The organism is Streptomyces mutabilis (genome assembly GCF_046628145.1).
GTDB classification, from domain to species: Bacteria; Actinomycetota; Actinomycetes; order Streptomycetales; family Streptomycetaceae; genus Streptomyces; species Streptomyces mutabilis.
This window is the reverse complement of sequence record NZ_CP176874.1, coordinates 2,488,544-2,508,879: the sequence shown is the minus strand read 5'-3', so window position 1 is coordinate 2,508,879 and position 20,336 is coordinate 2,488,544. Positions and strand designations below refer to the sequence as shown.

The following is a 20,336-nucleotide window of genomic DNA, read 5'->3' as shown; positions in this document are numbered from 1 at the left end:
GGCGCCGCCTCCCTGGGACGGGGAGGCGGCGCCGCCTGGTTTCTCGGACCGTCAGACCAGCCAGCCGACGAAGTGGACGAGGCCGGCGAGGATGTCGGTGAGAAGGTTCATGATCGTGCAGCTCCTTGCGCTGTGCTGTGTGGGACTCGGTACTGCTTGGGACATGTGCGTCGACTACGGTCTGCAGCCCGTTGCGTGCACACCGTAAGTATCGTTGGTCTCTGCAGTCACATGCGTTCTTCAGAGCGACGATCACCTGTTCCAGGGAACAACTGCTCGCCTGTTCGGATCACGCCCAGCTCGGCCAAGTCGGCCGGACAAAGGCGCAGTTGATTCGCCGTCGACTCGACCTCCTCCGGACCCCGTTTCAGGATCGCCGCCGCGAGCTCCGGCGCGATGACGGAGAAGTAGCTGTCCGGCGTGGCCCAGGTGCGGCCCGGCGCGGCCAGCGCCAACGCCCCGCCCGAGCCGCCCTCGCCGATCACCAGCGTGGTCACCGGCGTGCGCACCGACGCCATCGCGACGAACAGGTCGGCGATGGCCGGGCCCGCGCCCTGCCGCTCCGCCTCCGCGTCACCGGCCGCGCCCGGGGTGTCCACCAGGGTCAGCACCGGGATGCCGAGCCGGTCCGCGAGGCGGAGCAGGCGGGCGGCGGTGCGGTAGCCGGCGGGCCGGGTCGCCGTCCCGGTCTGGGCGGCGTACGCCACCGTCCGGCCCGCGTGCTCGCCGAAGCCGCAGAGCATGCCGTCCGGGTCGGTGCCGCCGCAGCGGTCGCCGGACAGGGCGACGCGGTCGGTGAAGTAGGCGTCCAGGTACGCCCCGGCGCGCGGGCGTTCGGGGGCGCGGGCCCGCCGGACCGCGTCCCAGCCGCTCACCGGCAGGTCCCGCGCCCCCAGCGGCTCCGGCACGGGCGCCGGTCCGTCCGACGGCGCGGTCAGCAGCCGCAGCCACCGCCCCAGCGTCGCGCGCAGCTCCCCGGTCGGCACCACGGCGTCCGCGCTGCCCGCCGCCACCTGCGCCTCGGCCGTGTACGCCGCCGGGTCGGCGTCCGGCGGCCGGACCCGGGACCCGGCGAAACCGACCTGGGCGCCGGGCAGCGCGAGGACCACGTCGGCGCCCGCGCCCAGGGTCGCCCAGCCGCCGCCGGTGGCCGGGTCGCGCAACACGGCGATCTGCGGCAGCCCGGCCTCCCGGGTGAGCGCCGACTGCCGGGCCACCCGCTGGAGCTGGGTCAGCGCGAGCATCCCCTCCTGCATCCGGCTGCCGCCGGTCGCGACCAACGGCACCACCGGCAGCCGGTGTTCGCGGGCGTACGCGTACGCCGCGACCAGCCGGTCACCGGTGTGCCGGCCCAGCGAGCCGCCGAGGAAGCCGAACTCGAAGGCGAGCAGCACCGCCCGGGTGCCCTCGACGCGCCCGGTGCCGCAGACCACGGACTCCGCCTCGCCCGTGCGTGCGGCGGCGCGGGCGCGGGAGGCGCCGTAACCGTCCCAGCCGAGGGGGCCGTCGGACGGCTCCGGCCGGTCGGGCGGGTGGGGGAGTTCGGCGAAGTCGTCGGTGAGCAGGGCGAGGAACGCCCGCGCGGACAGGCGGTCAGCCATCGGCCAGCGCCCGCTTCATGATCTTCCCCATGTCGTTGCGCGGCAGCGCGTCCACGTACCGGACCACGCGGGGCCGCTTGTGCGGGGCGAGCCGCCCGGCGACGTGGTCGGCCAGGGGCTCCAGGGCGGGCGGCGAGGCGGGGTCGGCCGGCACGATCCACGCGACGATCCGCTCACCGAGGTCCGGGTCGGGCTCGCCGGTGACGGCCGCCTCCCGCACCCCCGGGTGTTCGAGGAGCGCGTTCTCGATCTCACCGGCCCCGATCTTGTACCCGCCGCTCTTGATCAGGTCGGTGGCCTTGCGGCCGACGATGCGGACATAGCCGTCGGGGTCGCGCACCGCCATGTCGCCGGTGCGGAAGAAGCCGTCCTCGGTGAAGGCGGCGGCGGTGGCGTCGGGGCGGTTCAGGTACTCGGTGAACAGGTTCGGGCCGCGCACCTGGATCTCGCCCACGCTCTCCCCGTCCAGCGCCGTGATCGGGGTGCCGTCCTCCTCCACCAGCCGCAGCTCGACGCCCGGCAGCGGCACGCCCACCGTCCCGGCGCGCGGCTCGCCGTCCGCCCGCACGCTGGTGTTCATCAGCGTCTCCGTCATGCCGTACCGCTCGATCACCCGGCGTCCGGTCGCGGCGGCGATGCGCTCGTGGTCGTGCACGGGCAGCGCCGCCGAGCCCGACACCAGCAGCCGGGCCCCGGCCAGCGCCTTCGCCAGCTCCGGGTCGGCGGGCAGCGCCTCGGCGATGCGGTGGTACATGGTCGGCACCCCGAAGAGCATGGTCGCGCCGTCGTTCAGCTCGCGGGCCGCGCCCTCGGTGGTGAACCTGCCCAGGTGCCGCACGGAACCGCCGCGCCGCAGCGGGCCGAGGACGCCCAGCACCAGGCCGTGCACGTGGAACAGCGGCAGCCCCTGCACCAGCACGTCGTCGCCCGTCCACCGCCACGCGTCGGCGAGCGCGTCCAGGGTCGTCGCCAGCGCGCGCCTCGGGATGACCGCTCCCTTGGGCGGGCCGGTGGTGCCGGAGGTGTAGACGACGAGGGCGGGGTCCGCGTCGTCGGCGCGGTCCTCGGGGACGGGAGCGGTGGCGTGCACGTCGACGTCGATACGCTCCAGGCCGCCCAGGGCGGACGGGAGTTCGGCGCCGGGGGGCGCCAGGACGAGCGACGGCTCGCTGTCGGACAGGATGTGCGCGAGCTCCTTGTCGCCCGACTTCGGGTTGAGCGGTACGGCGGGGACCCCGGCCAGCAGCGCCGCCACGACGGCGACGGCGGTCTCCATCGCCGGTGCCGCCCAGACGGCGACCCGCCCGGCCCCGCGGATGTGTGCGGCCGTGCCGCCCGCCGCGGCGGCCAGTTGCCCGTACGTCAGGGAGCGCTCGCCGAACCGCAGGGCGGGCCGGTCGGCCCCGGCGCCGGTCGCGGCCGGGGAGAGGGCGGGGAAGAGAGAGGACACGCGTCGTACTCCTTAGTCGATTCTCTGCTGCTCGCGATGGCCGGTTTCCCGACCCGGGTCTATCCGAAGCCGGGCACGACCAGCACCAGCCACGCCAGCGCGGGCACGGCCGCGACCACGATCCCTCCGTAGACCATCAGTTGCCTGAAGAACCGCTCGCGGTCGACGTCCGGCGCCGCGGCCAGCACCAGCGCGCCGTTGGTCGAGAACGGGCTGACGTCCACGACCGTCGCGGACACCGCGAGCGCCGCCACCATGCCGACCGCCCCGATCTCGCCCTGCGCGAGGAACGGCACCGCCAGCGGGATCAGCGCCCCCATGATGCCCACGGACGAGGCGAAGGCCGACACGATCGCGCCGATGTAGCAGAGCAGCACGGCGGCCAGCAGCGGGACGCCGATGCCGCCGACGCCCTCGCCGGCCCAGGTGATGGTGCCCATCTCCTCCAGTACACCGACGTACGTGAGGACACCGCAGATCAGCAGCACCGTGGACCAGGCGATCTCGCCCACCGCGCGACGGCTGTCGTCCGGCCAGGCGGTGCTCAGCACGACGGCGAGGGTGACGGCGGTCAGTCCCGCGTCCAGGTCGAAGCCGAGGACGGCCACGACGAGGGCGATCAGGGCGGTGAGGGTGGCGATCCGGGCGGGGGTCAGGCGGAGGCCGTCGCCGGTGCCGTCGCCGGTGTCCTGGTCGGGGCGGACGGCGACGGCGGTGGGGGAGGTGCCCGCGGTATCGGTGCGGGCGCCGGAACCGGTGCCGGTGCCGGGTGTCGTGCCGGTGCCGGGGGCCTCCTTGCCCGCGGGCTCCGTGCCCGCCTCGCCGGTGCCGTCCGTCGGCACCGAGCCCCGCGCCCACAGCTTCCGCCCGCCGAAGAGCGCGAAGAGCACGCCCGCGATGAGCAGGTTGGCGATCAGGGAGGCCAGGAAGAGGGTGACCTCGCTGCCCGGCAGGTCCTCGCGCTCCACGATGCCGTTGACGATCGAGCCGTAGATGCTGATCGGCGAGAAGCCGCCGGCCTGGGCGCCGTGCACCACCATCGTGCCCATGAGCAGTGGGCTGATCGAGTACCGGGTGGCGAAGCTCAGCGCGACCGGCGCGACGATCGCGACCGCCGCCGGGCTGACCGCGCCGATCGCCGTGAGCGCGCCGGTGAGCGCGAACATCACCCACGGGATCAGCGCCACCCGCCCCCGCACCAGCCGGACGGCGGCGTGCACCAGCCAGTCCGTGGTGCCGTTGGCCCGGGCGATCGCGAACAGGTAGGTGACACCGACGAGGACGACGAAGAGGTCGCCGGGGAAACCGGCGAAGATGCCGTCCGCGTCGAGGTCCGCGACGAGCGTGCCCACCCCGAAGGCGGCGGCGAAGGCGAGGGCGCCCATGTTGACGGAGCGGGTGGTGGCGATGACGAACACCACCACGAGGACGAGGATCGAGACGAGTTCGGGGGACATGCGGGGGCTCCCGAGGGCTGACCTGACTGGCTCAGTGGCTGAGCCACTTGGACGGTGCGACTGGTCGGCCAGCGTGGGCCCGCTCCAGGGCCGCGTCAAGGGGTCGCGCACGAATTGGCTCAGCCACTCGGCCACCGACGGCCCGGTGTTACGCTCCCGGCGAGAGGGGGAACCGTGACCGACGCCCTGCGCCCCATGACCAAGCAGCGCCTGTACGAACAGGTGCTTCAGCGGCTGCGCCAGTACGTCGCCGACGGCGGCCTGCGGGCCGGCGACCGGCTTCCGCCCGAACGGGACCTCGCCCAGCGCCTCGGCGTCAGCCGGGCCTCGGTGAAGCAGGCGATCGTGGTCCTGGAGGTCCAGGGCCTGGTGGAGGCGCGGCACGGCGGCGGGACGTACCTGGTGCGCGACAGCCTCGACGTCGAGCCCGTCGAGAACATGGTCGAACGCCGTCGGCGCCTCCCGGACGTCCTGGAGGCCCGCGAGGCGCTGGAGACCAAGCTCGCCGAACTGGCCGCCGAGCGCCGCACGGAGGACGACCTGACCGCGATGCGGTCCGCGCTGGCCGTCATGGCCGAGGAGGTCGAGCGGGGCGGGCACGGCGTCGAGGGCGACCGCCTGTTCCACGCGGCGGTGACGGCGGCGGCGCACAGCAGCCTGCTCGCGGAGTTCATGCGCTCCATCGCCCACCAGATCGCCGAGAGCCGCACCGAGTCCCTGCGCCAGCCCGGCAGGCCCGGCCGCTCCCTGGCCCAGCACCGGGCCATCCTCGATGCGATCGCCGACCGCCTGCCCCGGCAGGCCGCCGCCGCGATGCGCCGCCACGTCCGTACGGTCGCCAAGGTCCGCCTGCTGGACTGGGACCCGGGAGAGGAACGATAGAGCCATGCCCCGAATAGCACTCGTCACCTGCCGCCCCGGCCCGCAGGTCAGCGTCGACCGGGACCTGCCGGTGCTGGTGCGGGCCCTGGCGGACGCGGGCGCGACGGCGTCCGCCGAGGTGTGGGACGACGACGGCGTCGACTGGGCGTCCTTCGACCTCGCCGTGATCCGTTCCACCTGGGACTACAGCTGGCGGGCGGACGAGTTCACGGCGTGGGCCGAGGAGTGCGGGAAGCTGACGCGGCTGGCGAACCCGGCGTCCGTCGTGCGCTGGAACACCGACAAGCGCTACCTGGGCGAGCTCGCCGAGGCGGGCGTGCCCACCGTCCCCACCCGCTACACGGCGCCCGGTGAGGCCGTCGACCTGCCGGACGGCCACGAGTACGTCGTCAAGCCGACCTCCGGCGCGGGGGCCCGCTTCGCCGCCCGCTACACGCCCGACGAACACGCCGTCGCCGTACGGCAGGTGGAGCGGATGCACGCCGAGGGCTTCACGGCGATGGTGCAGCCGTACGTGCGCAGCGTCGACACCGCCGGGGAGCGGGCGCTGCAGTTCTTCGGCGGGCGCCTGCTGCACGCCGGCCGCAAGGGCGCCGTCCTCACCCCCGGGACGCCGTACGACGAGCGCAAGGTCGCGCACCCGGGCCTGGAGCGCTGGACGCCGACCGCGGCCGAGGTCGCCGTCGCCGAACGCGCCCTGGCCGCCGTACCGGACGCGCCCGAGCTGCTGTACGCCCGGGTGGACCTGGTGGACGGGGACGACGGGCGGCCGCGGGTGATGGAACTGGAGCTGGTGGAGCCGAACCTGTTCCTGTGGCTGCACGAGCGGTCGGTGCCGCGGGTGGCGGAGGCGGTGCTGGACGCGGCCCGCTGAACGCGGCCGGCTAGCGGTCGCCGACCGCCGTCCGCTGGAGCAGCCCCCAGGTGAACTCGGCGACGACCTCGCGCCGTCGACCGTGCGCGTCCGGCGCGGTGAAGGCCAGGCCCCACCGGGTCGGCGCCGAGCCCTGGAGCGGGCGGGCCGGTGCGAAGGCGCGGGCCGCCTCGTCGACCGTGCAGGACCAGGGGGTGAGGTCGTCCAGGGTGCGCAGCTCCGGTCCCGGGGCGCCCGGGGCGCGGACCAGCCACTCGTTCCAGACCACGCCCCTGTCGGCGACGAGCACCTCGAAGCGCAGGTCCGGCCAGAGGGGGAGCCGCCACTGCCGGGCCTCGCACTCCAGGTCGCCGATCCGGCGGGGTGCCGTCGACTCGGGCTCGCCCAGGACGGAGCGGTACCGGGAGGCCGCCGAGCGGGAGCGCGGGGCGCGGAGCATCGCCTGCCAGCGGCGGTTGGCCTCCCTCATGTCCGCGATCGAGACACCCAGCTCACGGCGGGCGTCCTCCACCAGGTCCGGGTTGTGGTCGGCCATGCGGCGCAGCAGTACGAGCTGGAAGTCGCGCGGGGTGAACGGGCCGGAGGGTCGCTTTCCGGTGGGCATGGGTCCATCGTGGCCCATGGGCCGGACGAGCACGCGGGCGCAGGCCCATTGCCCCGGCAAACGCGATGTGAGTAGCCTGTGTTCGTTATTCCGATCGCCTGTTGAAATCTCGAACAACTTAGGGAGGGGGCCGGACATGGGGCGCCTCGTACCAGCCGTGACCCGGGCTCTCGACATACTCGAGCTCTTCCTCGACGGGGACGGCACGCTCTCCGCCCCCGACATCGTGCGCCGGCTCCAGCTGCCGCGCACCACCGTGCACGAGCTGGTCACCACGCTCGCCGCCCGCAAGTACATCGTCCCCGTGGCAGGGCAGCCCGGACGGTACCGGCTCGGTGTGCGTCCGTACCAGCTCGGCGCCCGCTACGCCGAGCACCTCGACCTCGCCGCCGAGGGGCAGCAGGTCGCCCGGTCCGTCGCCGAGACCTGCGACGAGACGGTGCACGTGGCGATCCTCGAGGACACGGACGTCATCTACATCGCCAAGGTCGACTCCACGCACGCGGTGCGGATGGTGTCGGCGGCCGGGCGGAAGCTGCCCGCCCACTGCACGTCCGTCGGCAAGATGCTGCTGGCCTCCCTCCCCGAGCCGGAGCTGGCGGCCCGCTTCCCGGACGGCACCGAGCTGACCGCGATGACGCCGAACAGCATCACCGAACCGGCCGCGCTGCGCGAGGCCCTGGCCGACATCCGGGAGCGGGGCATCGCGGTGGAGAACCGCGAGTCCAACCCGGACGTCTCCTGCGTGGCCGCCCCGGTCCGCGACCGCACCGGCCGGGTCGTCGCGGCCCTGTCGATCTCGGTGCCCATGATCCGCTGGAGCGAGGAGCGCCGCGCCGAGCTGGAGGAACTGGCCGTCAAGGGCGCCGCCGACCTGTCCGAGCGCCTCGGCCACCGGAGCGCGTCATGACGGCGACCGGCACGGCGTACGAGGTGGCCGTCCGGGCGGAGGCGGCGCTCGGCGAGGGACCCACCTGGGACCCGGCGACCGGCCGCCTCCTGTGGATCGACATCCTGAACTCCCGCGTCCACACCTACGACCCGGCGACCGGCCGGCGCACGGTGCGCCGCACCGAACAGCACGTGGGCGCGGTCAAGCCCCGCGCGGGCGGCGGGCTCGTCCTCAACCTGCGGGACGGCGTCGGCCTGCTCGATCCCGACGGCACCTTCCGCTGGCTGCACCGGGAGGTCGTCCCCGGCCGACGCGCCAACGACGCCGCCGTCGCCCCCGACGGCACGCTGTGGGCCGGCACCATGCGCTACGACGAGGCACCCGGCGGCGGCACGCTGTCCCGGATCGCCGGGGACGGCACGGTGACGACGGTGCTGGACGACGTCACGGTCAGCAACGGCACCGGCTGGAGCCCCGACGGGCGGCTGATGTACTACGTCGACACGCCGACCCGCCGCATCGACGTCTTCGACGCCGACGCCCCCGACGGCCGGATCACGGGCCGCCGCCCGCTGGCCGTGATCGAGGAGGGGGCCGGTTTCCCGGACGGGCTGTGCGTCGACGCCGAGGGGTGCGTGTGGGTCGCCCTGTGGGACGGGGGCGCGGTGCGCCGCTACACACCGTCCGGCGAGCTGGACCGGGTGATCGCGCTTCCGGTGCCCCGGGTGACCGCCTGCGCGTTCGGCGGCCCGGGCCTGACCGACCTGTACATCACCACCGCCCGGGTGGGGCTCGACGCCCCGCATCCGCTGGCGGGGTCGCTGCTGGTGGTGCCGGGCGCGGGGCGGGGGGTGGCCCAGCCGGCGTTCGCCGGCTGAGACCCGGAGCCGGTGCGCGGTGGCGGGGGTCCCGGGTCAAGACGCCGGCAGCGGTGCGCGGCGGCCCGTCACCGCCCCGTGCGGTCCAGTGACCGCAGGACCTCGCGTTCGCCCGGGGTCAGCGGCGGCTCGGTGAGCCGGGGGAGCGGGGAGCCGGCGACGGCGGCCAGGACGGCGTCGGGGCGGAACATGCGGGTCGGGGGCGTACGCATGCTGGTGACGTCCCAGATGGCCGAGGCCGCCGCGTACGAGCCCGTGGCCGCCTTCATCATGCGCCGCGTGTACGCCGTCACGGCGCGGTCGGCGACGCCCGGCCGCCGCCCGCCGCGCACCCCGGGGTAGAGGATGTCCTGGCCGACGGCCATGGACCACGCCGCGTCCACCGAGCGCGCCGCCCCCCGCACCACCCGCCGGGCCAGACCGGGGGCGGCGAGGCTCCCGGCGCGCTCCAGCTCCCGTCCGAGCACCTGCGCGCCGAACGCGGCCACCGACATGCCCTGCCCGTACGCCGGGTTGAACGTGGCCAGCGCGTCCCCGAGGACCACGAAGCCCTCCGGCCAACGCGGCGCCTTCTCCAGGTACCGCCGCACGTTGCTGGTGGAGCGGCTCAGATGGATGCCGGTGAGCGGCTCCGCGCCGGAGATCAACCGGCCCACGATCGGGTCCGGCAGCGCGAGCGTGTACCGCAGGAAACCCTCGGGGTCGGCGGGCGGTTCGCCGCCGCGCGAGCCGCCGCAGCTCACCAGCCAGCGGTCCCCCTCGACCGGCATGACCATCGCGCTCCGGGCCGGCCGGCCCACGTACGGGTTGGCCTGCACGATCGTCAGCGGGAACCGTTCGGCCCCCTCGGGCATCCGGTAGACGCGCGAGGCGTTGACCAGCCCCGAGTCCACGGCCTGCTCCCGGACGCCGGGCAGTCCGAGTCCGTCCAGCCAGGTGACGACGCGCGTGCCGCGCCCGCTCGCGTCGACGATCAGATCGGCGTCGAGGTCCGTGTCCCCGCCGGGCGACGCGATCCGCACCCCCCGCACCCGCCCCGCCGACCCCGTCAGCCCGAGCACCGTCGCCTTGCGGATCTCGACCGCGCAGTGCTCCCGAACCGCCTCCCGTACCGTCCAGTCCAGCAGCGCCCGGGTGCAGGTGAGCATGGCGGGCCCCTCGCGGCGCCACCGCCGCAGCCAGCCCTCGGGGGTGCGGGCCAGCATGCCCGAACTGAGGGATATCTCGTGGGCCCCGGCGGCCAGCAGCCGTTTGCGCAGGCTCACGCCCGGCACCAGCTCCTCCATGGCGGCCAGTCCGCCGGCCATCAGCAGGTGCGCGTGCCGTCCCTGCGGCAGCCCGCGCCGGTGTTCCGGCCCTTCGGGCAGCTCGTCGCGGTCCAGCACGATCACCTCGTCCACGTCGGCCGTGGACAGCACGGCCGCGGCCAGCGTTCCGGCCAGGCCGGCACCGACGACGACAGCTCTACGCGACATGGGGCTCCTCGGGTTCAGCCACGGGTGGGGTGGTCGTGGAAGGCGGTACCGCACCACCGGATGCGGTACCGCCGACGGGTGGGCGGTGCAGTGCACGGGCCAGCTCCACCAGCCCGCTCGGGCCCGAGACCTCGGTGGCGTGCAGACGGTACGAACCGGTGGTCTCGGGCGGTTCCTCACGGGCGGCGGCCCGGCGCGCGGCGTCGGTGAGCATGGCCGCCTCCGCCGCCAGCCGGGCCTCGTGGGGTGAGCGGCCCGCGCGCAGGGCGGTGTCCCGCACCCGCTCGCGGACCCGGTGGTCGAAGTACGGGGCCAGCGTGAGCAGGGCGTCGTGGATGGACACCTCGCGCCACTGAAGCCGGGCCTGCGGAAGCTGCCACCAGGCGGCCGGGGGCTTCGGGGCGGTGGACACCGACCTCACCAGGGTCCACAGCGGTTCCAGCCGCCGGTAGTCGCCCAGCCCCCGCCAGTGCGCGACCACGGGAGGCAGCAGCCTCGGCAGCAGGAACCCCGCCGAGCACAGCAGCGCGGCCAGCGAGGCCATCGGCGGGGCCACCGTGGTGGACAGGAAGTCGAGGTCGTGGCCCGACCAACGCGCCACGACCGCCGTGTACTTGGTCAGCTGGAACCCCAATACGTCCAGCAGCGCCCCCAGCAGGATCAGCCGCAGCCCGGCCCGCAGCAGCCCGCCCACCTCACGGCCCCACTTGACGCAGACCGCGCACATCACCAGCATCGCCGCGGTGTGCCCGAGCAGGTACAGCAGGATCATCTCCCGCATGAACGGGGTGCCGGCGTAGTAGGTGTCGAGGTCGGTCAGGCGCTCGGTGCGCGCGTCGGCCAGGGCGAACAGCACCACGATCGCGACCACCAGCAGCCCGTAGGCGGCCATGCTGCGCAGCACCAGCCGCCGTACCCGCTCCCGCGGGCCGCCCCGCCAGTTGATCAGCAGCACGAGCACGGCGCAGCTGTACGCGCAGAGCATGCCGTAGGTCAGCGGGGCGCCGAAGTTGGGGACGCCCGTGAGGTCGTTGACGGTGGCGAGGGTGGCCGGGGCGGCGCACACGAAGACCAGGGCACCCAGCACGATCGCCGCGCAGGTGGACAGGGTCAGCGGGTTGCGCATGGCCGTGCGCGGCCGGCGGAACAGCAGCACGGACGTCGTCCCGAACACCAGGGCCGCGAGGTACACGACGAGGCTCATACCGTTCGGCTCCTCTCGCGCCGGGCCCGGATCACGCGGCCTCCGCCGTGCTCGTACCCCTCGGCACGGCGGCCGTCGGCGGTACCGGGGCGGCGGCGGCCAGCGCGTCGGCGATCCGGACGAGGGCGGCCGGGCCCGGCACCCGGCCGGGGAGGCGTCCGGCGCCGGCGGCCGGCGGGGCCTTGCCGTCGGGGTCGGCCTCGTGCCGCACCGCGGCGCCGATGACCGCGGCCCAGGCGGCGGCGTCGGCCCGCTCCGGGTCGCCCGTCGCCGCCAGCGCGACGGCGCGGGTCCGGTCGTACAGGTCACCGTCGAAGTACGCCTGGAGGTGGCTCAGCGCGTTGTGGATGCTGGTCTGGCGCCACACCAGCCGGGTGGTGGGCGAGGCGAACCGGGGCCGGGGCAGCCGCAGCGCCCGACGGGTCAGCAGGTCCTCCAGCGCGCGCTCCAGGGGCGCGAGCCGGGCGTACGTCCGCCGGGCCCGCCGCCACTCGTCCGCCCGGGGCGCCACCAGCGGGACCAGCACCCCGACGACCGTCAGCAGCGCGCCGAGCCCCGCGGCGGCCGGGGAGACGGTGGTGCCGAGCGCCGACCAGTCGCGCCCGGTCCAGCGGGCGCCCACCGCGACCAGCTTGGCCAGGCTGTAGCCGGCGCCGCACAGCGCACCGGTGCCGAGCAGGACCAGCCCCGCCCGCAGCGCGCCCCGCACCCGGCGCGCCCAGCGCAGCGCGGACACCGTGGTGACGGTCACCGCGGTCAGGTGCGCCAGCAGGTACAGCACGATCATCTGGGCGAGGAACGGGGTCGTCGCGTAGTACGTGTCCAGGTCGGTCCGGCGTTCCACGGGCGCCTCGCCGAGGGCGAAGGTGACCGCGATGCCCAGCAGTACGGCGGCGTAGGCGAGCATCCAGCGGCGGGCGGTGCGGCGCACCCGGGGCCCGCCGCGCCAGTGGACGACGAGGACCTGGGAGGCGGCGCAGTACCCGGTGAGCGCCGCGTAGGTGAGCGGGGCCGCGAGGTTCGGCACCCCGCTGAGCCGGTTGACGGCGCCGACCGTCGGGGGCGCCCCGAGCAGGAAGCAGAGCCCGGCCAGTCCCAGCACCGCGCAGATGGCCCACAGGTACGGATCGCGGCGGTGCCGCAGCAGGTCGGGGGCCTTGACCAGCAGGCCGAGCCACAGCACGCCGCAGCTCAGGTAGTTGATCACGCCGTTCATCTGGTCGTCCCGCGGTAGTTGAGCGCGGCTCCGATGCGCCCGGCGAGGTCCTTCGGGTCGTCGGGGTCGCCGCCCTCCGCGGCGAACACCGAGTCGGTGGACGCCTCCAGCCAGGTGCGCAGCCGACGGCCCATCAGCATGCCGAAGCGGTCCGCCTCCTGCTCCTCGGCGAGCGAGAAGTCGGTGCGCGCGGCGACCGGCCGGGGTCCGCCGACGCTCGCGCCCGTCGCCGTCTCCGCCTGCCGGCGGCTCATGTGCCACACCTCGTGGCAGAGGATCACGATCTGGTGCCACACGGCGGCGCGCTCGTCCACCACCACGTCGTCGTGGCTCTCGCGCTCCAGCCACAGCCCGCTCGCGGTGTGCGGGGGGAACGCCGCGCGGTGGACGACCACCTCGCGTCCCCGCCACGCGCTGACGGAGGCGACCAGCGCCTCGAACAGGACCTCGGGGTCGGCCGGGACCGGCACCCGGATGGGGTCGATGAGGGCGTCAGCGAGACGACGCATCTCCTTCCTGGTACGCACCGCTGTCTCCCTGTTCCCCTGGGTGTGGCTCGGTCACCAGTGCAATATGCCAAGACAGGTGCCGTCCGGGCCAGTTGCGCGCGCGGCGGGGTCACTCGGTGACCGCCGCACTGTCCCCGGGTGCCAGGGCGCGGGCGCGGACCTCGCGGATGACGTCGGGGTGGCGCAGGGCGCGCGAGACGGCCCCGATCTCGCGGAGCAGTTCCGTGGTGTCGGGGCCGTCACCGCCGTCGGCGTCGTCCGTGGGGCCGGCGTCGACCGCGTCGAGGATCACCACGGCCGCGGCGAGCGCCCTGGCCCGCTCCGGTGCGCAGCCCAGGCCGAGGGCGGCGAGGTAGGACCGCTCGCGCAGCCGTTCGTCGGTGCGCCGGGCCAGCGGCAGCAGGACGTCGCGGATGAAGGTCTCGCGGCGGGTCAGGCGCAGTTCGGGACTGGCGCGCAGGACGAACGGGATCCCGGAGCCGTGCACGGTCCGCATCAGCCGGTACAGGGGCCTGAGCCGCCGGTGGGCCTGGCGGATGCGGCGGCGCTCGTACAGGTACTGGCCGGCGTGCGGCAGGATGAAGCCGACCGCGATCGAGACCGCGGACAGGCAGGCCGCCGCCGGTGCCACGTCCAGGCTGAGCCGGTCCAGGTCGCCTCCGCTCCAGCGGGCGGCCACGGCGGTGAGCTTGGCGGCGTCGAAGGCCAGGTTCAGCGCGTAGCCGACGCCCAGGAACTTCAGTCCCCAGCGCAGCCAGGCGTCGAATCCGCCGGTGCGGATCCAGTTCCAGATCAGCCGCGCCGTGATGAGGACGGCGGTGGTGTGCGCGAGGAGGTACAGCAGGATCAACTCGCGCATGAACGGAGTGTTCGCGTAGTAGGTGTCCAGGTCCCGGGTGCGTTCCACGGGCACGTCGGCGAGGGCGAACAGCACCCACAGCAGGACGATCACGCCGCCGTAGGCGGAGACGACCCACCGGGTGGCCCGGCGGGTCGAGGGGGAGTGCTCGGACAGCCCGTCGCGCCAGGCGATGATCAGCAGCAGGCAGGAGGCGCAGAACGCGGTGAGCAGCGAGTACACCCAGGGTGCCGAGATGTTCGGTACGCCGGTGACGCGGTTGACCCACACGATGGTCGAGGGCGCGACGAACACGAACACCGCGCAGGCGAGCAGCAGCAGACCGCCGACCGCGCGCAGCAGCGGGTCCTTCCAGAGCCGGACGATGGTCGGCAGTTTGATCGCCAGGGCGGCGGCCAGGACGCCGGCCGGAATCCACCAGAAGGACGTGTAGAACTCGCTGAGGAACGAGGCCGGACCCATGGCCGCCTCCGCGAACTCCATGGCCTCCCCCGCTCGTTCCTCGCCGCCGAAACCGCGTCCGTTCCCAAGGCCGTTCGAGCCTACGCGGCCGGACGCGTCCGCATCGAGTTCTTGTCCGAACCATTGACGTGCCGCGCTCACCGCTTTACGGTCCCGTTCGAAGTTACGAGCGACATTCGATATCTCGAACAATCCATGAGCAGATAGGGCAGGGCATGGGACGACCTGACCTGAATCGCAGGCACTTTCTGGCCGCGGCGGGGGGCCTGACGGTCGCGGGAAGCTTCGGCTTCGCGGCCCTCGGTACGGGCGCCGACGCCCTGGCCTCCGACGCGGACACCCGAGTGCGCTACTGGAACCTCTTCAGTGGCGGCGACGGATACAACATGATCGCGATGCTGGACGCCTTCCGTAAGGACAACCCCGGCATCGACGTGAAGGACTCCACCCTCCAGTGGGGCAGCCCCTTCTACACCAAGCTCGCCATGGCGGCCGCCGGCAACCGCGCGCCGGACCTCGGCGTGATGCACCTGGGCCGCGTCACCGGCTTCTCGCCGGGCCGCCTCCTGGACCCCTGGGACGTCGGCCTGCTCGCCAAGTACGGCGTCAAGGAAGCCGACTTCAACCCCGAGCTGTGGCGGCGCGCCGTCATCGACGGCAAGCTCTACGCCCTCCCCCTCGACATCCACGTCCAGCTCTGCTTCTACCGCAGGGACGTGCTGAAGAAGGCGGGCCTGCTCGGCGCCGACGGCCGGATGGTGCCGGTCACCTCCGTCGACGAGTGGTTCGACGTGCTGAAGGAGGCCAAGAAGGCCACCGGGAAGGGCCTTCAGACCATCGGTTTCTGGCACAACGACCAGAACTTCCAGTGGTGGTTCTTCGTCGCCTTCTACACCCAGCTCGGCGGCACCTGGTTCAACGACGACAACACCGAGGTCACCTTCGACACCGACAAGGCCACCCAGGTCCTTGAGTTCCTGCGCCGGCACATCACCGACGGGTACGCCGACCCGAGCTTCGGGGGCGGCGCGGGTGCCGAACAGTTCGTCAACGGGGCGCCCTTCGCCTGGGAGGGCAACTGGTCGGTGCCGGTCTTCTCGGGCGCGAAGCTGGACTACGGCGCGACCCCGCTGCCGCCCGTCTTCGGCAGGCAGGCCACCCACGCCGAGTCGCACTCCTTCGTGCTCCCGCACCAGGCCGGCCGCGGCGGCGCCACCAACGAGGCCGCGCACCGACTGGCCGCCTACGTCGTCAAGCACGCCCAGCAGTGGGCGGCCGGCGGACACATCCCCGCCTACACGCCGACGCTGTCCACGGCCGCGTACAAGGAGCTGAAGCCGCAGAGCGAGTACGCCGGCGCCATGGACCACCAGGCCACCGAGCCCAAGGTGTGGTTCGCCGGGTCCACCGGCATCCTCGCCCAGCGCGTCGGCCCGATCGTCGTCTCCTCGACGATGGGCTCGGCGAAGCCGGAAGCCGTCGCCCGCCGCATGAAGGGCGCGCTCACCGACCTGCTCGGCACGAAGAACCCGATGGACGGCCGCACCGCCGCACAGGGAGGTGCCGGCGCATGACGACGACCAGCGCTGAATCGATCATCCGCCCGGCCCGCGCGAAGACCGCCGCGGCCGGCGCCACCCTCCGACGCAGGCAGGGCTTCCAGCACGGCGGCTGGTTCGTCGCCCCGTTCCTCGCCCTGTTCGCGCTCTTCGTGGTCTGGCCCCTGCTGCGCGGCCTGTACCTCAGTTTCACGGACGCCAACATCTCCGGCGACGGCGCCAGCTTCATCGGCCTGGACAACTACAGCGAGGCCCTCCAGGACCCCCTGATGTGGGACGCGTTCGGCCACAGCGCGTACTTCACGCTGCTCGTGGTGCCCTGCATCACGGTCCTGGCCTTCCTCCTCGCGATGCTCGCCCACCACATCGAGCGCGGCAAGTGGCTGTGGCGACTGTGCTTCTTCATGCCGTTCCTGCTGCCGTCCACCGTCGCCGCCAACCTGTGGCAGTGGCTGTTCAACCCCGGCACCGGCATGATCAACCACGTCTTCGGCCTCGAGACGCCGTGGCTGACCGACAAGTCGTACGCGCTGCTCGCGGTCGTCATCACCACCCTGTGGTGGACGGTCGGCTTCAGCTTCCTGCTCTACCTCGCCGCCCTCCAGGGCATCCCGCTGCACCTCTACGAGGCCGCCAAGCTGGACGGCGCGAACGCCTGGCACCGCACGGTCCACATCACGCTGCCGATGCTGCGCAACATCACCGGCCTCGTCGTCGCCCTCCAGATCCTCGCCTCGCTCCAGGTCTTCGACCAGGCCGTCGTCATGCAGGACTTCGGCCCGGGACCTGAGGAATCGACCCGCACCTTCGTGCAGTACACCCTCGAACAGGGCTTCACCAGCTACCGCGTGGGCTACGCCTCCGCGATCTCCATCATCTTCTTCGTGCTCATCGCGGCCGTCGCCCTCGCGCGGATGTGGCTGCTGCGCAACCGTGAGGAGGGCGGCCGATGACCACCGCCGCAGCACCGACGCGGACCAAGCCCCGCAAGGCCTGGTCGCCCAGCCAGATCGTGCTCACCCTCCTCGGCGCCGCCGTCTCCGCGGTGTTCCTCGCCCCGCTCGCCTGGGCGCTCTTCACCTCCCTCAAGTCGGAGACCGAGGCCGTCGAGGTGCCGACGCACTGGCTGCCCGAGAACTGGACGGGCCAGGCATGGACGGCCCTCTTCGAGACCGGCAACATCACCAACTGGTTCGTCAACTCCCTGGTCGTGTCGGTCTGCGTGACCGCGATCGTGCTGCTGGTGAGCGCGCTGGCCGGTTACGGCTTCGCCCGCACCGAGTTCCGCGGCAAGGGCGTGCTGATGGCCCTGGTGATGGCCGGCCTCATGATCTCCCCGGCCGTGCTCGGCGTCCCGCTCTTCACGACCGTCCAGCAGATGGGGATGGTCGACACCTACTGGGGCATGATCCTGCCGCAGTGCGCGCCCGCCGCGATGGTCTACATCCTCTACAAGTTCTTCCAGGGCATCCCGCGCGAACTCGAGGAGGCCGCCTTCATCGACGGCGCCGGCCGCTGGCGCGTCTTCTTCACCATCATCGTGCCGCTCTCCCGCCCCTCGCTCGCGGCGGTCGGCATCTTCACCTTCATCAGCTCCTGGAACAACTTCCTGTGGCCGTACATGGTGACCAACAACCCCGACCTGATGACGATGCCGAACGGCATCGCGACCGTCATGAACTCCTACGGCATCCAGTGGGCCCAACTCATGGCCGGCGGTCTCATGGCCGGCCTGCCCCTGATCATCGTCTTCGTCTTCTTCCAGCGGCAGATCGTGGCGGGCGTCGCCCACACGGGATTGGCGGGACAGTGACCGTGCGCAGAACCCTCACCGCCGTGGCGACGGCGGCCCTCATGGCCCTGCTGCCCAACACGGCCCAGGCCGGGGCGGCTTATCCCGACCCGCGCCCCGTCACCGGCCAGCAGATCATCCACGACCCCACCGTCCTGCGCCTGAAGGGCGGCGGCTACGTCGCCTACTCCACCGGCGGCGTCATCGGCGCCCGCCTCTCCGAGGACGGCCGGCACTGGGACGACGCGGGCAACGCCTTCGCCGAGCCCCCGGCCTGGTGGTACGAGTACAACGACACCGGCGACCCGTGGGCCCCCGACCTCTCCTACCGCGCCGGCCGCTACTGGCTCTACTACGCCGTCTCCTCCTGGGGCACCAACCACTCCGCGATCGGCGTCGCCACCTCCCGCACGGGACTGCCCGGCACCTGGACCGACCACGGCAAGGTCTTCTCGTCCGAGACCACGGACACCTGGAACGCCATCGACCCCGCGGTCGTCGAGGCCGACGGCCGCCTGTGGATGTCCTTCGGCTCGTACTGGAGCGGCATCCGCATGGTCGAGCTGGACCGGCGCACGGGCAAGGCCGTCGCGGGCGCGGAGGTCCACCACCTCGCCACCCGCCCCGACGAGCCGTACGCCGTCGAGGGCCCGGAGATCGTCAAGCACGGCCGCCACTACTACCTCTTCGCGTCGTACGACGCGTGCTGCTCGGGCGTGGACAGCACCTACAAGATCAAGGTCGGCAGGGCCACGGACATCAAGGGCCCCTACGTCGACAGCAGCGGCACCCCGATGCTGGAAGGCGGCGGCGACCTCCTCCTGGAGGGCCACGGCCGCTACATCGGCACGGGCGGCCAGTCCGTCTTCCGCGACCGGGGCCGGGACTGGCTGGCGTACCACTACTACGACGCGCAGGACGAGGGCACGCCCAAGCTCGGGCTGAACGCCCTGACCTGGACCGAGGACGGCTGGCCGGCAGTAGGCCAGTGACCCGCACAGCCACCCCCGGACGACACAGAAACTCCCGAAAGGCAGAGATGCGAACCGCCCGCTTCACCCTCGACCCCGCCTTCACCGTCGGCGAAGTCAACCCCCGCCTCTTCGGTTCCTTCGTGGAACACCTCGGCCGCTGCGTCTACACCGGCATCTTCGAACCCGGCCACCCCGCCGCCGACGAGGACGGCATACGGACCGACGTGCTGGACCTCGTCCGGGAACTCGGCGTCACCGCCATCCGCTACCCCGGCGGCAACTTCGTCTCCGGCTACAAGTGGGAGGACTCGGTCGGCCCGGTCGAGGACCGTCCCCGCCGCCTCGACCTGGCCTGGCGCACCACGGAGTCCAACCGCTTCGGCCTGTCCGAGTACATCGCCTTCCTCAAGAAGGTCGGCCCGCAGGCCGAACCGATGATGGCGGTCAACCTCGGCACCCGCGGCGTCGCCGAGGCCCTCGAACTCCAGGAGTACGCCAACCACCCCTCCGGCACCGCCCTGTCCGACCTGCGCGCCGAGCACGGCGACAAGGACCCCTTCGGCATCAGGCTCTGGTGCCTGGGCAACGAGATGGACGGCCCCTGGCAGACCGGCCACAAGACCGCCGAGGAGTACGGCCGCCTCGCCGCCGAGACCGCCCGCGCCATGCGGCAGATCGACCCGGACCTCGAACTGGTCGCCTGCGGCTCCTCCGGCCAGTCCATGGAGACCTTCGCCGCATGGGAGGCGACCGTCCTCCAGGAGACCTACGACCTGGTCGACCACATCTCCCTGCACGCCTACTACGAGCCGCACGACGGCGACGTCGACTCCTTCCTCGCCTCCGCCGTGGACATGGAGTCGTTCATCGAGAACGTCGTCGCCACCTGCGACCACGTCGGCGCCCGCCTCAAGTCCAAGAAGAAGATCAACCTGTCCTTCGACGAGTGGAACGTCTGGTACATGGCCAAGACGCAGGCGGAGGTGAGCGCCCTCGACTGGCCCGAGGCCCCCCGCCTGCTGGAGGACAACTACAGCGTCACCGACGCGGTCGTCTTCGGCTCGCTCCTCATCGCCCTGCTCAGGCACGCCGACCGCGTCACCGTCGCCTGCCTCGCCCAGCTCGTCAACGTCATCGCCCCGATCATGACCGAGCCGGGCGGCCCGGCCTGGCGCCAGACCACGTTCTTCCCGTTCGCCCAGGCCTCGAAGTACGGCCGCGGCGAGGTCCTCGACGTCCGGGTGGACTCGCCGACGTACGAGACGAAGAAGTACGGCGAGGCCGACCTGCTGCACGCCACCGCGGTGCGCGCCGAGGACGGCTCGGTCACCGTCTTCGCCGTCAACCGGTCCCGCACCGAGTCGCTGCCGCTGGACGTCGCCCTCAGCGGCCTCGACCTGAGCGAGGTCGTCGAGCACAGCGCCCTCGCGGACGCCGACCCCGACGCCCGCAACACGCTCGCCGAGCCCGAGCGGGTCGTCCCGCACGCGGTGGACGGCACGGCCCTGAGCGACGGCAGGCTGACCGCCGCCCTGGAGCCGCTGTCCTGGAACGTGATCCGGCTGCGCTAGGGACCGTCGTCCGGATCAGGCCGCAGGGAAGAGACGGGGCCGGTCAGGCCCCGGGTCCGCGGCACGAGCCGCACCAC

Annotated in this window: 18 protein-coding genes; 9 read left to right on the top strand and 9 right to left on the bottom strand. The window is 73.1% G+C overall.

From position 1 onward, the window contains the following. Positions 1-227 precede the first annotated feature (227 nt). From ACLIN4_RS11200 to ACLIN4_RS11190, 3 genes are read right to left on the bottom strand one after another with little or no spacing between them, the layout of a single operon-like run. The gene (locus ACLIN4_RS11200) at positions 228-1,601 is read right to left on the bottom strand and encodes a carboxyl transferase domain-containing protein (RefSeq protein ID WP_411575729.1); all 1,374 of its coding nucleotides are present in this window, start codon (positions 1,599-1,601) and stop codon (positions 228-230) included. Further along, complete coding sequence (locus ACLIN4_RS11195) at positions 1,594-3,051, bottom strand: acyl-CoA synthetase (RefSeq protein ID WP_100046953.1); 1,458 nt, start codon at positions 3,049-3,051, stop codon at positions 1,594-1,596. Before ACLIN4_RS11195 ends, ACLIN4_RS11200 begins: the two co-directional genes overlap by 8 nt. 59 nt (positions 3,052-3,110) lie before the next feature. Beyond that, positions 3,111-4,508: an SLC13 family permease gene (locus tag ACLIN4_RS11190; RefSeq protein WP_290014690.1), complete on the bottom strand. Its 1,398-nt coding sequence runs from the start codon at positions 4,506-4,508 to the stop codon at positions 3,111-3,113. A gap of 174 nt (positions 4,509-4,682) precedes the next feature. Here ACLIN4_RS11190 and ACLIN4_RS11185 point away from each other — a divergent pair, with 174 nt between their 5' ends. Continuing rightward, positions 4,683-5,390: a FadR/GntR family transcriptional regulator gene (locus ACLIN4_RS11185; RefSeq protein ID WP_100046955.1), complete on the top strand. Its 708-nt coding sequence runs from the start codon at positions 4,683-4,685 to the stop codon at positions 5,388-5,390. Positions 5,391-5,394: 4 nt separating this feature from the next. Further along, positions 5,395-6,264 carry an ATP-grasp domain-containing protein gene (locus ACLIN4_RS11180; RefSeq protein WP_107479582.1) on the top strand — a complete coding sequence of 290 codons (870 nt, stop codon included), beginning with the start codon at positions 5,395-5,397 and terminating at the stop codon, positions 6,262-6,264. Between the two features lie 10 nt (positions 6,265-6,274). Here ACLIN4_RS11180 and ACLIN4_RS11175 read toward each other — a convergent pair whose 3' ends face one another. Then, a complete protein-coding gene (locus tag ACLIN4_RS11175; RefSeq protein WP_107479581.1) occupies positions 6,275-6,868 on the bottom strand; it encodes a hypothetical protein in 594 nt (197 codons plus the stop codon). Between the two features lie 136 nt (positions 6,869-7,004). On the opposite strand from ACLIN4_RS11175, the gene ACLIN4_RS11170 reads away from it, so the two are divergent. Both ACLIN4_RS11170 and ACLIN4_RS11165 read left to right on the top strand, forming a co-directional pair. Further along, positions 7,005-7,778 carry an IclR family transcriptional regulator gene (locus ACLIN4_RS11170; RefSeq protein ID WP_107479580.1) on the top strand — a complete coding sequence of 258 codons (774 nt, stop codon included), beginning with the start codon at positions 7,005-7,007 and terminating at the stop codon, positions 7,776-7,778. Continuing rightward, complete coding sequence (locus ACLIN4_RS11165) at positions 7,775-8,638, top strand: SMP-30/gluconolactonase/LRE family protein (protein ID WP_382086364.1); 864 nt, start codon at positions 7,775-7,777, stop codon at positions 8,636-8,638. Before ACLIN4_RS11170 ends, ACLIN4_RS11165 begins: the two co-directional genes overlap by 4 nt. Before the next feature lie 68 nt (positions 8,639-8,706). On the opposite strand, the gene ACLIN4_RS11160 is transcribed toward ACLIN4_RS11165, so the two are convergent. The 5 genes from ACLIN4_RS11160 to ACLIN4_RS11140 all read right to left on the bottom strand — a co-directional run bounded on the left by ACLIN4_RS11160 (position 8,707) and on the right by ACLIN4_RS11140 (position 14,384). Further along, positions 8,707-10,113, bottom strand: coding sequence for an NAD(P)/FAD-dependent oxidoreductase (locus tag ACLIN4_RS11160; protein ID WP_307652874.1), 1,407 nt, complete (start codon positions 10,111-10,113; stop codon positions 8,707-8,709). Then, entirely contained in the window at positions 10,103-11,317 is a 1,215-nt protein-coding gene (locus ACLIN4_RS11155; protein ID WP_107480518.1) for an MAB_1171c family putative transporter, read from the bottom strand. The genes ACLIN4_RS11160 and ACLIN4_RS11155 overlap by 11 nt, the downstream gene beginning before the upstream one ends. Positions 11,318-11,348: 31 nt before the next feature. Then, on the bottom strand, positions 11,349-12,533 hold the full coding sequence (locus tag ACLIN4_RS11150) for an MAB_1171c family putative transporter (protein WP_381940368.1): 1,185 nt from the start codon (positions 12,531-12,533) through the stop codon (positions 11,349-11,351). Next, the gene (locus ACLIN4_RS11145) at positions 12,530-13,060 is read right to left on the bottom strand and encodes a toxin (RefSeq protein WP_269955760.1); all 531 of its coding nucleotides are present in this window, start codon (positions 13,058-13,060) and stop codon (positions 12,530-12,532) included. The genes ACLIN4_RS11150 and ACLIN4_RS11145 overlap by 4 nt, the downstream gene beginning before the upstream one ends. A gap of 91 nt (positions 13,061-13,151) precedes the next feature. Continuing rightward, entirely contained in the window at positions 13,152-14,384 is a 1,233-nt protein-coding gene (locus ACLIN4_RS11140; protein ID WP_107479416.1) for an MAB_1171c family putative transporter, read from the bottom strand. A 194-nt stretch (positions 14,385-14,578) separates the two neighbouring features. Here ACLIN4_RS11140 and ACLIN4_RS11135 point away from each other — a divergent pair, with 194 nt between their 5' ends. From ACLIN4_RS11135 to ACLIN4_RS11115, 5 genes are read left to right on the top strand one after another with little or no spacing between them, the layout of a single operon-like run. After that, entirely contained in the window at positions 14,579-15,937 is a 1,359-nt protein-coding gene (locus tag ACLIN4_RS11135; RefSeq protein WP_411575728.1) for an extracellular solute-binding protein, read from the top strand. Next, positions 15,934-16,875, top strand: coding sequence for a carbohydrate ABC transporter permease (locus tag ACLIN4_RS11130; protein WP_289903413.1), 942 nt, complete (start codon positions 15,934-15,936; stop codon positions 16,873-16,875). Before ACLIN4_RS11135 ends, ACLIN4_RS11130 begins: the two co-directional genes overlap by 4 nt. Continuing rightward, positions 16,872-17,735, top strand: coding sequence for a carbohydrate ABC transporter permease (locus tag ACLIN4_RS11125; protein ID WP_100046966.1), 864 nt, complete (start codon positions 16,872-16,874; stop codon positions 17,733-17,735). The genes ACLIN4_RS11130 and ACLIN4_RS11125 overlap by 4 nt, the downstream gene beginning before the upstream one ends. A 41-nt stretch (positions 17,736-17,776) precedes the next feature. Then, the gene (locus tag ACLIN4_RS11120) at positions 17,777-18,706 is read left to right on the top strand and encodes an arabinan endo-1,5-alpha-L-arabinosidase (protein ID WP_290013544.1); all 930 of its coding nucleotides are present in this window, start codon (positions 17,777-17,779) and stop codon (positions 18,704-18,706) included. Positions 18,707-18,753: 47 nt separating this feature from the next. Next, positions 18,754-20,259, top strand: a complete 1,506-nt coding sequence (locus tag ACLIN4_RS11115) for an alpha-N-arabinofuranosidase (protein ID WP_100046967.1) — start codon at positions 18,754-18,756, stop codon at positions 20,257-20,259. Positions 20,260-20,336 lie beyond the last annotated feature (77 nt).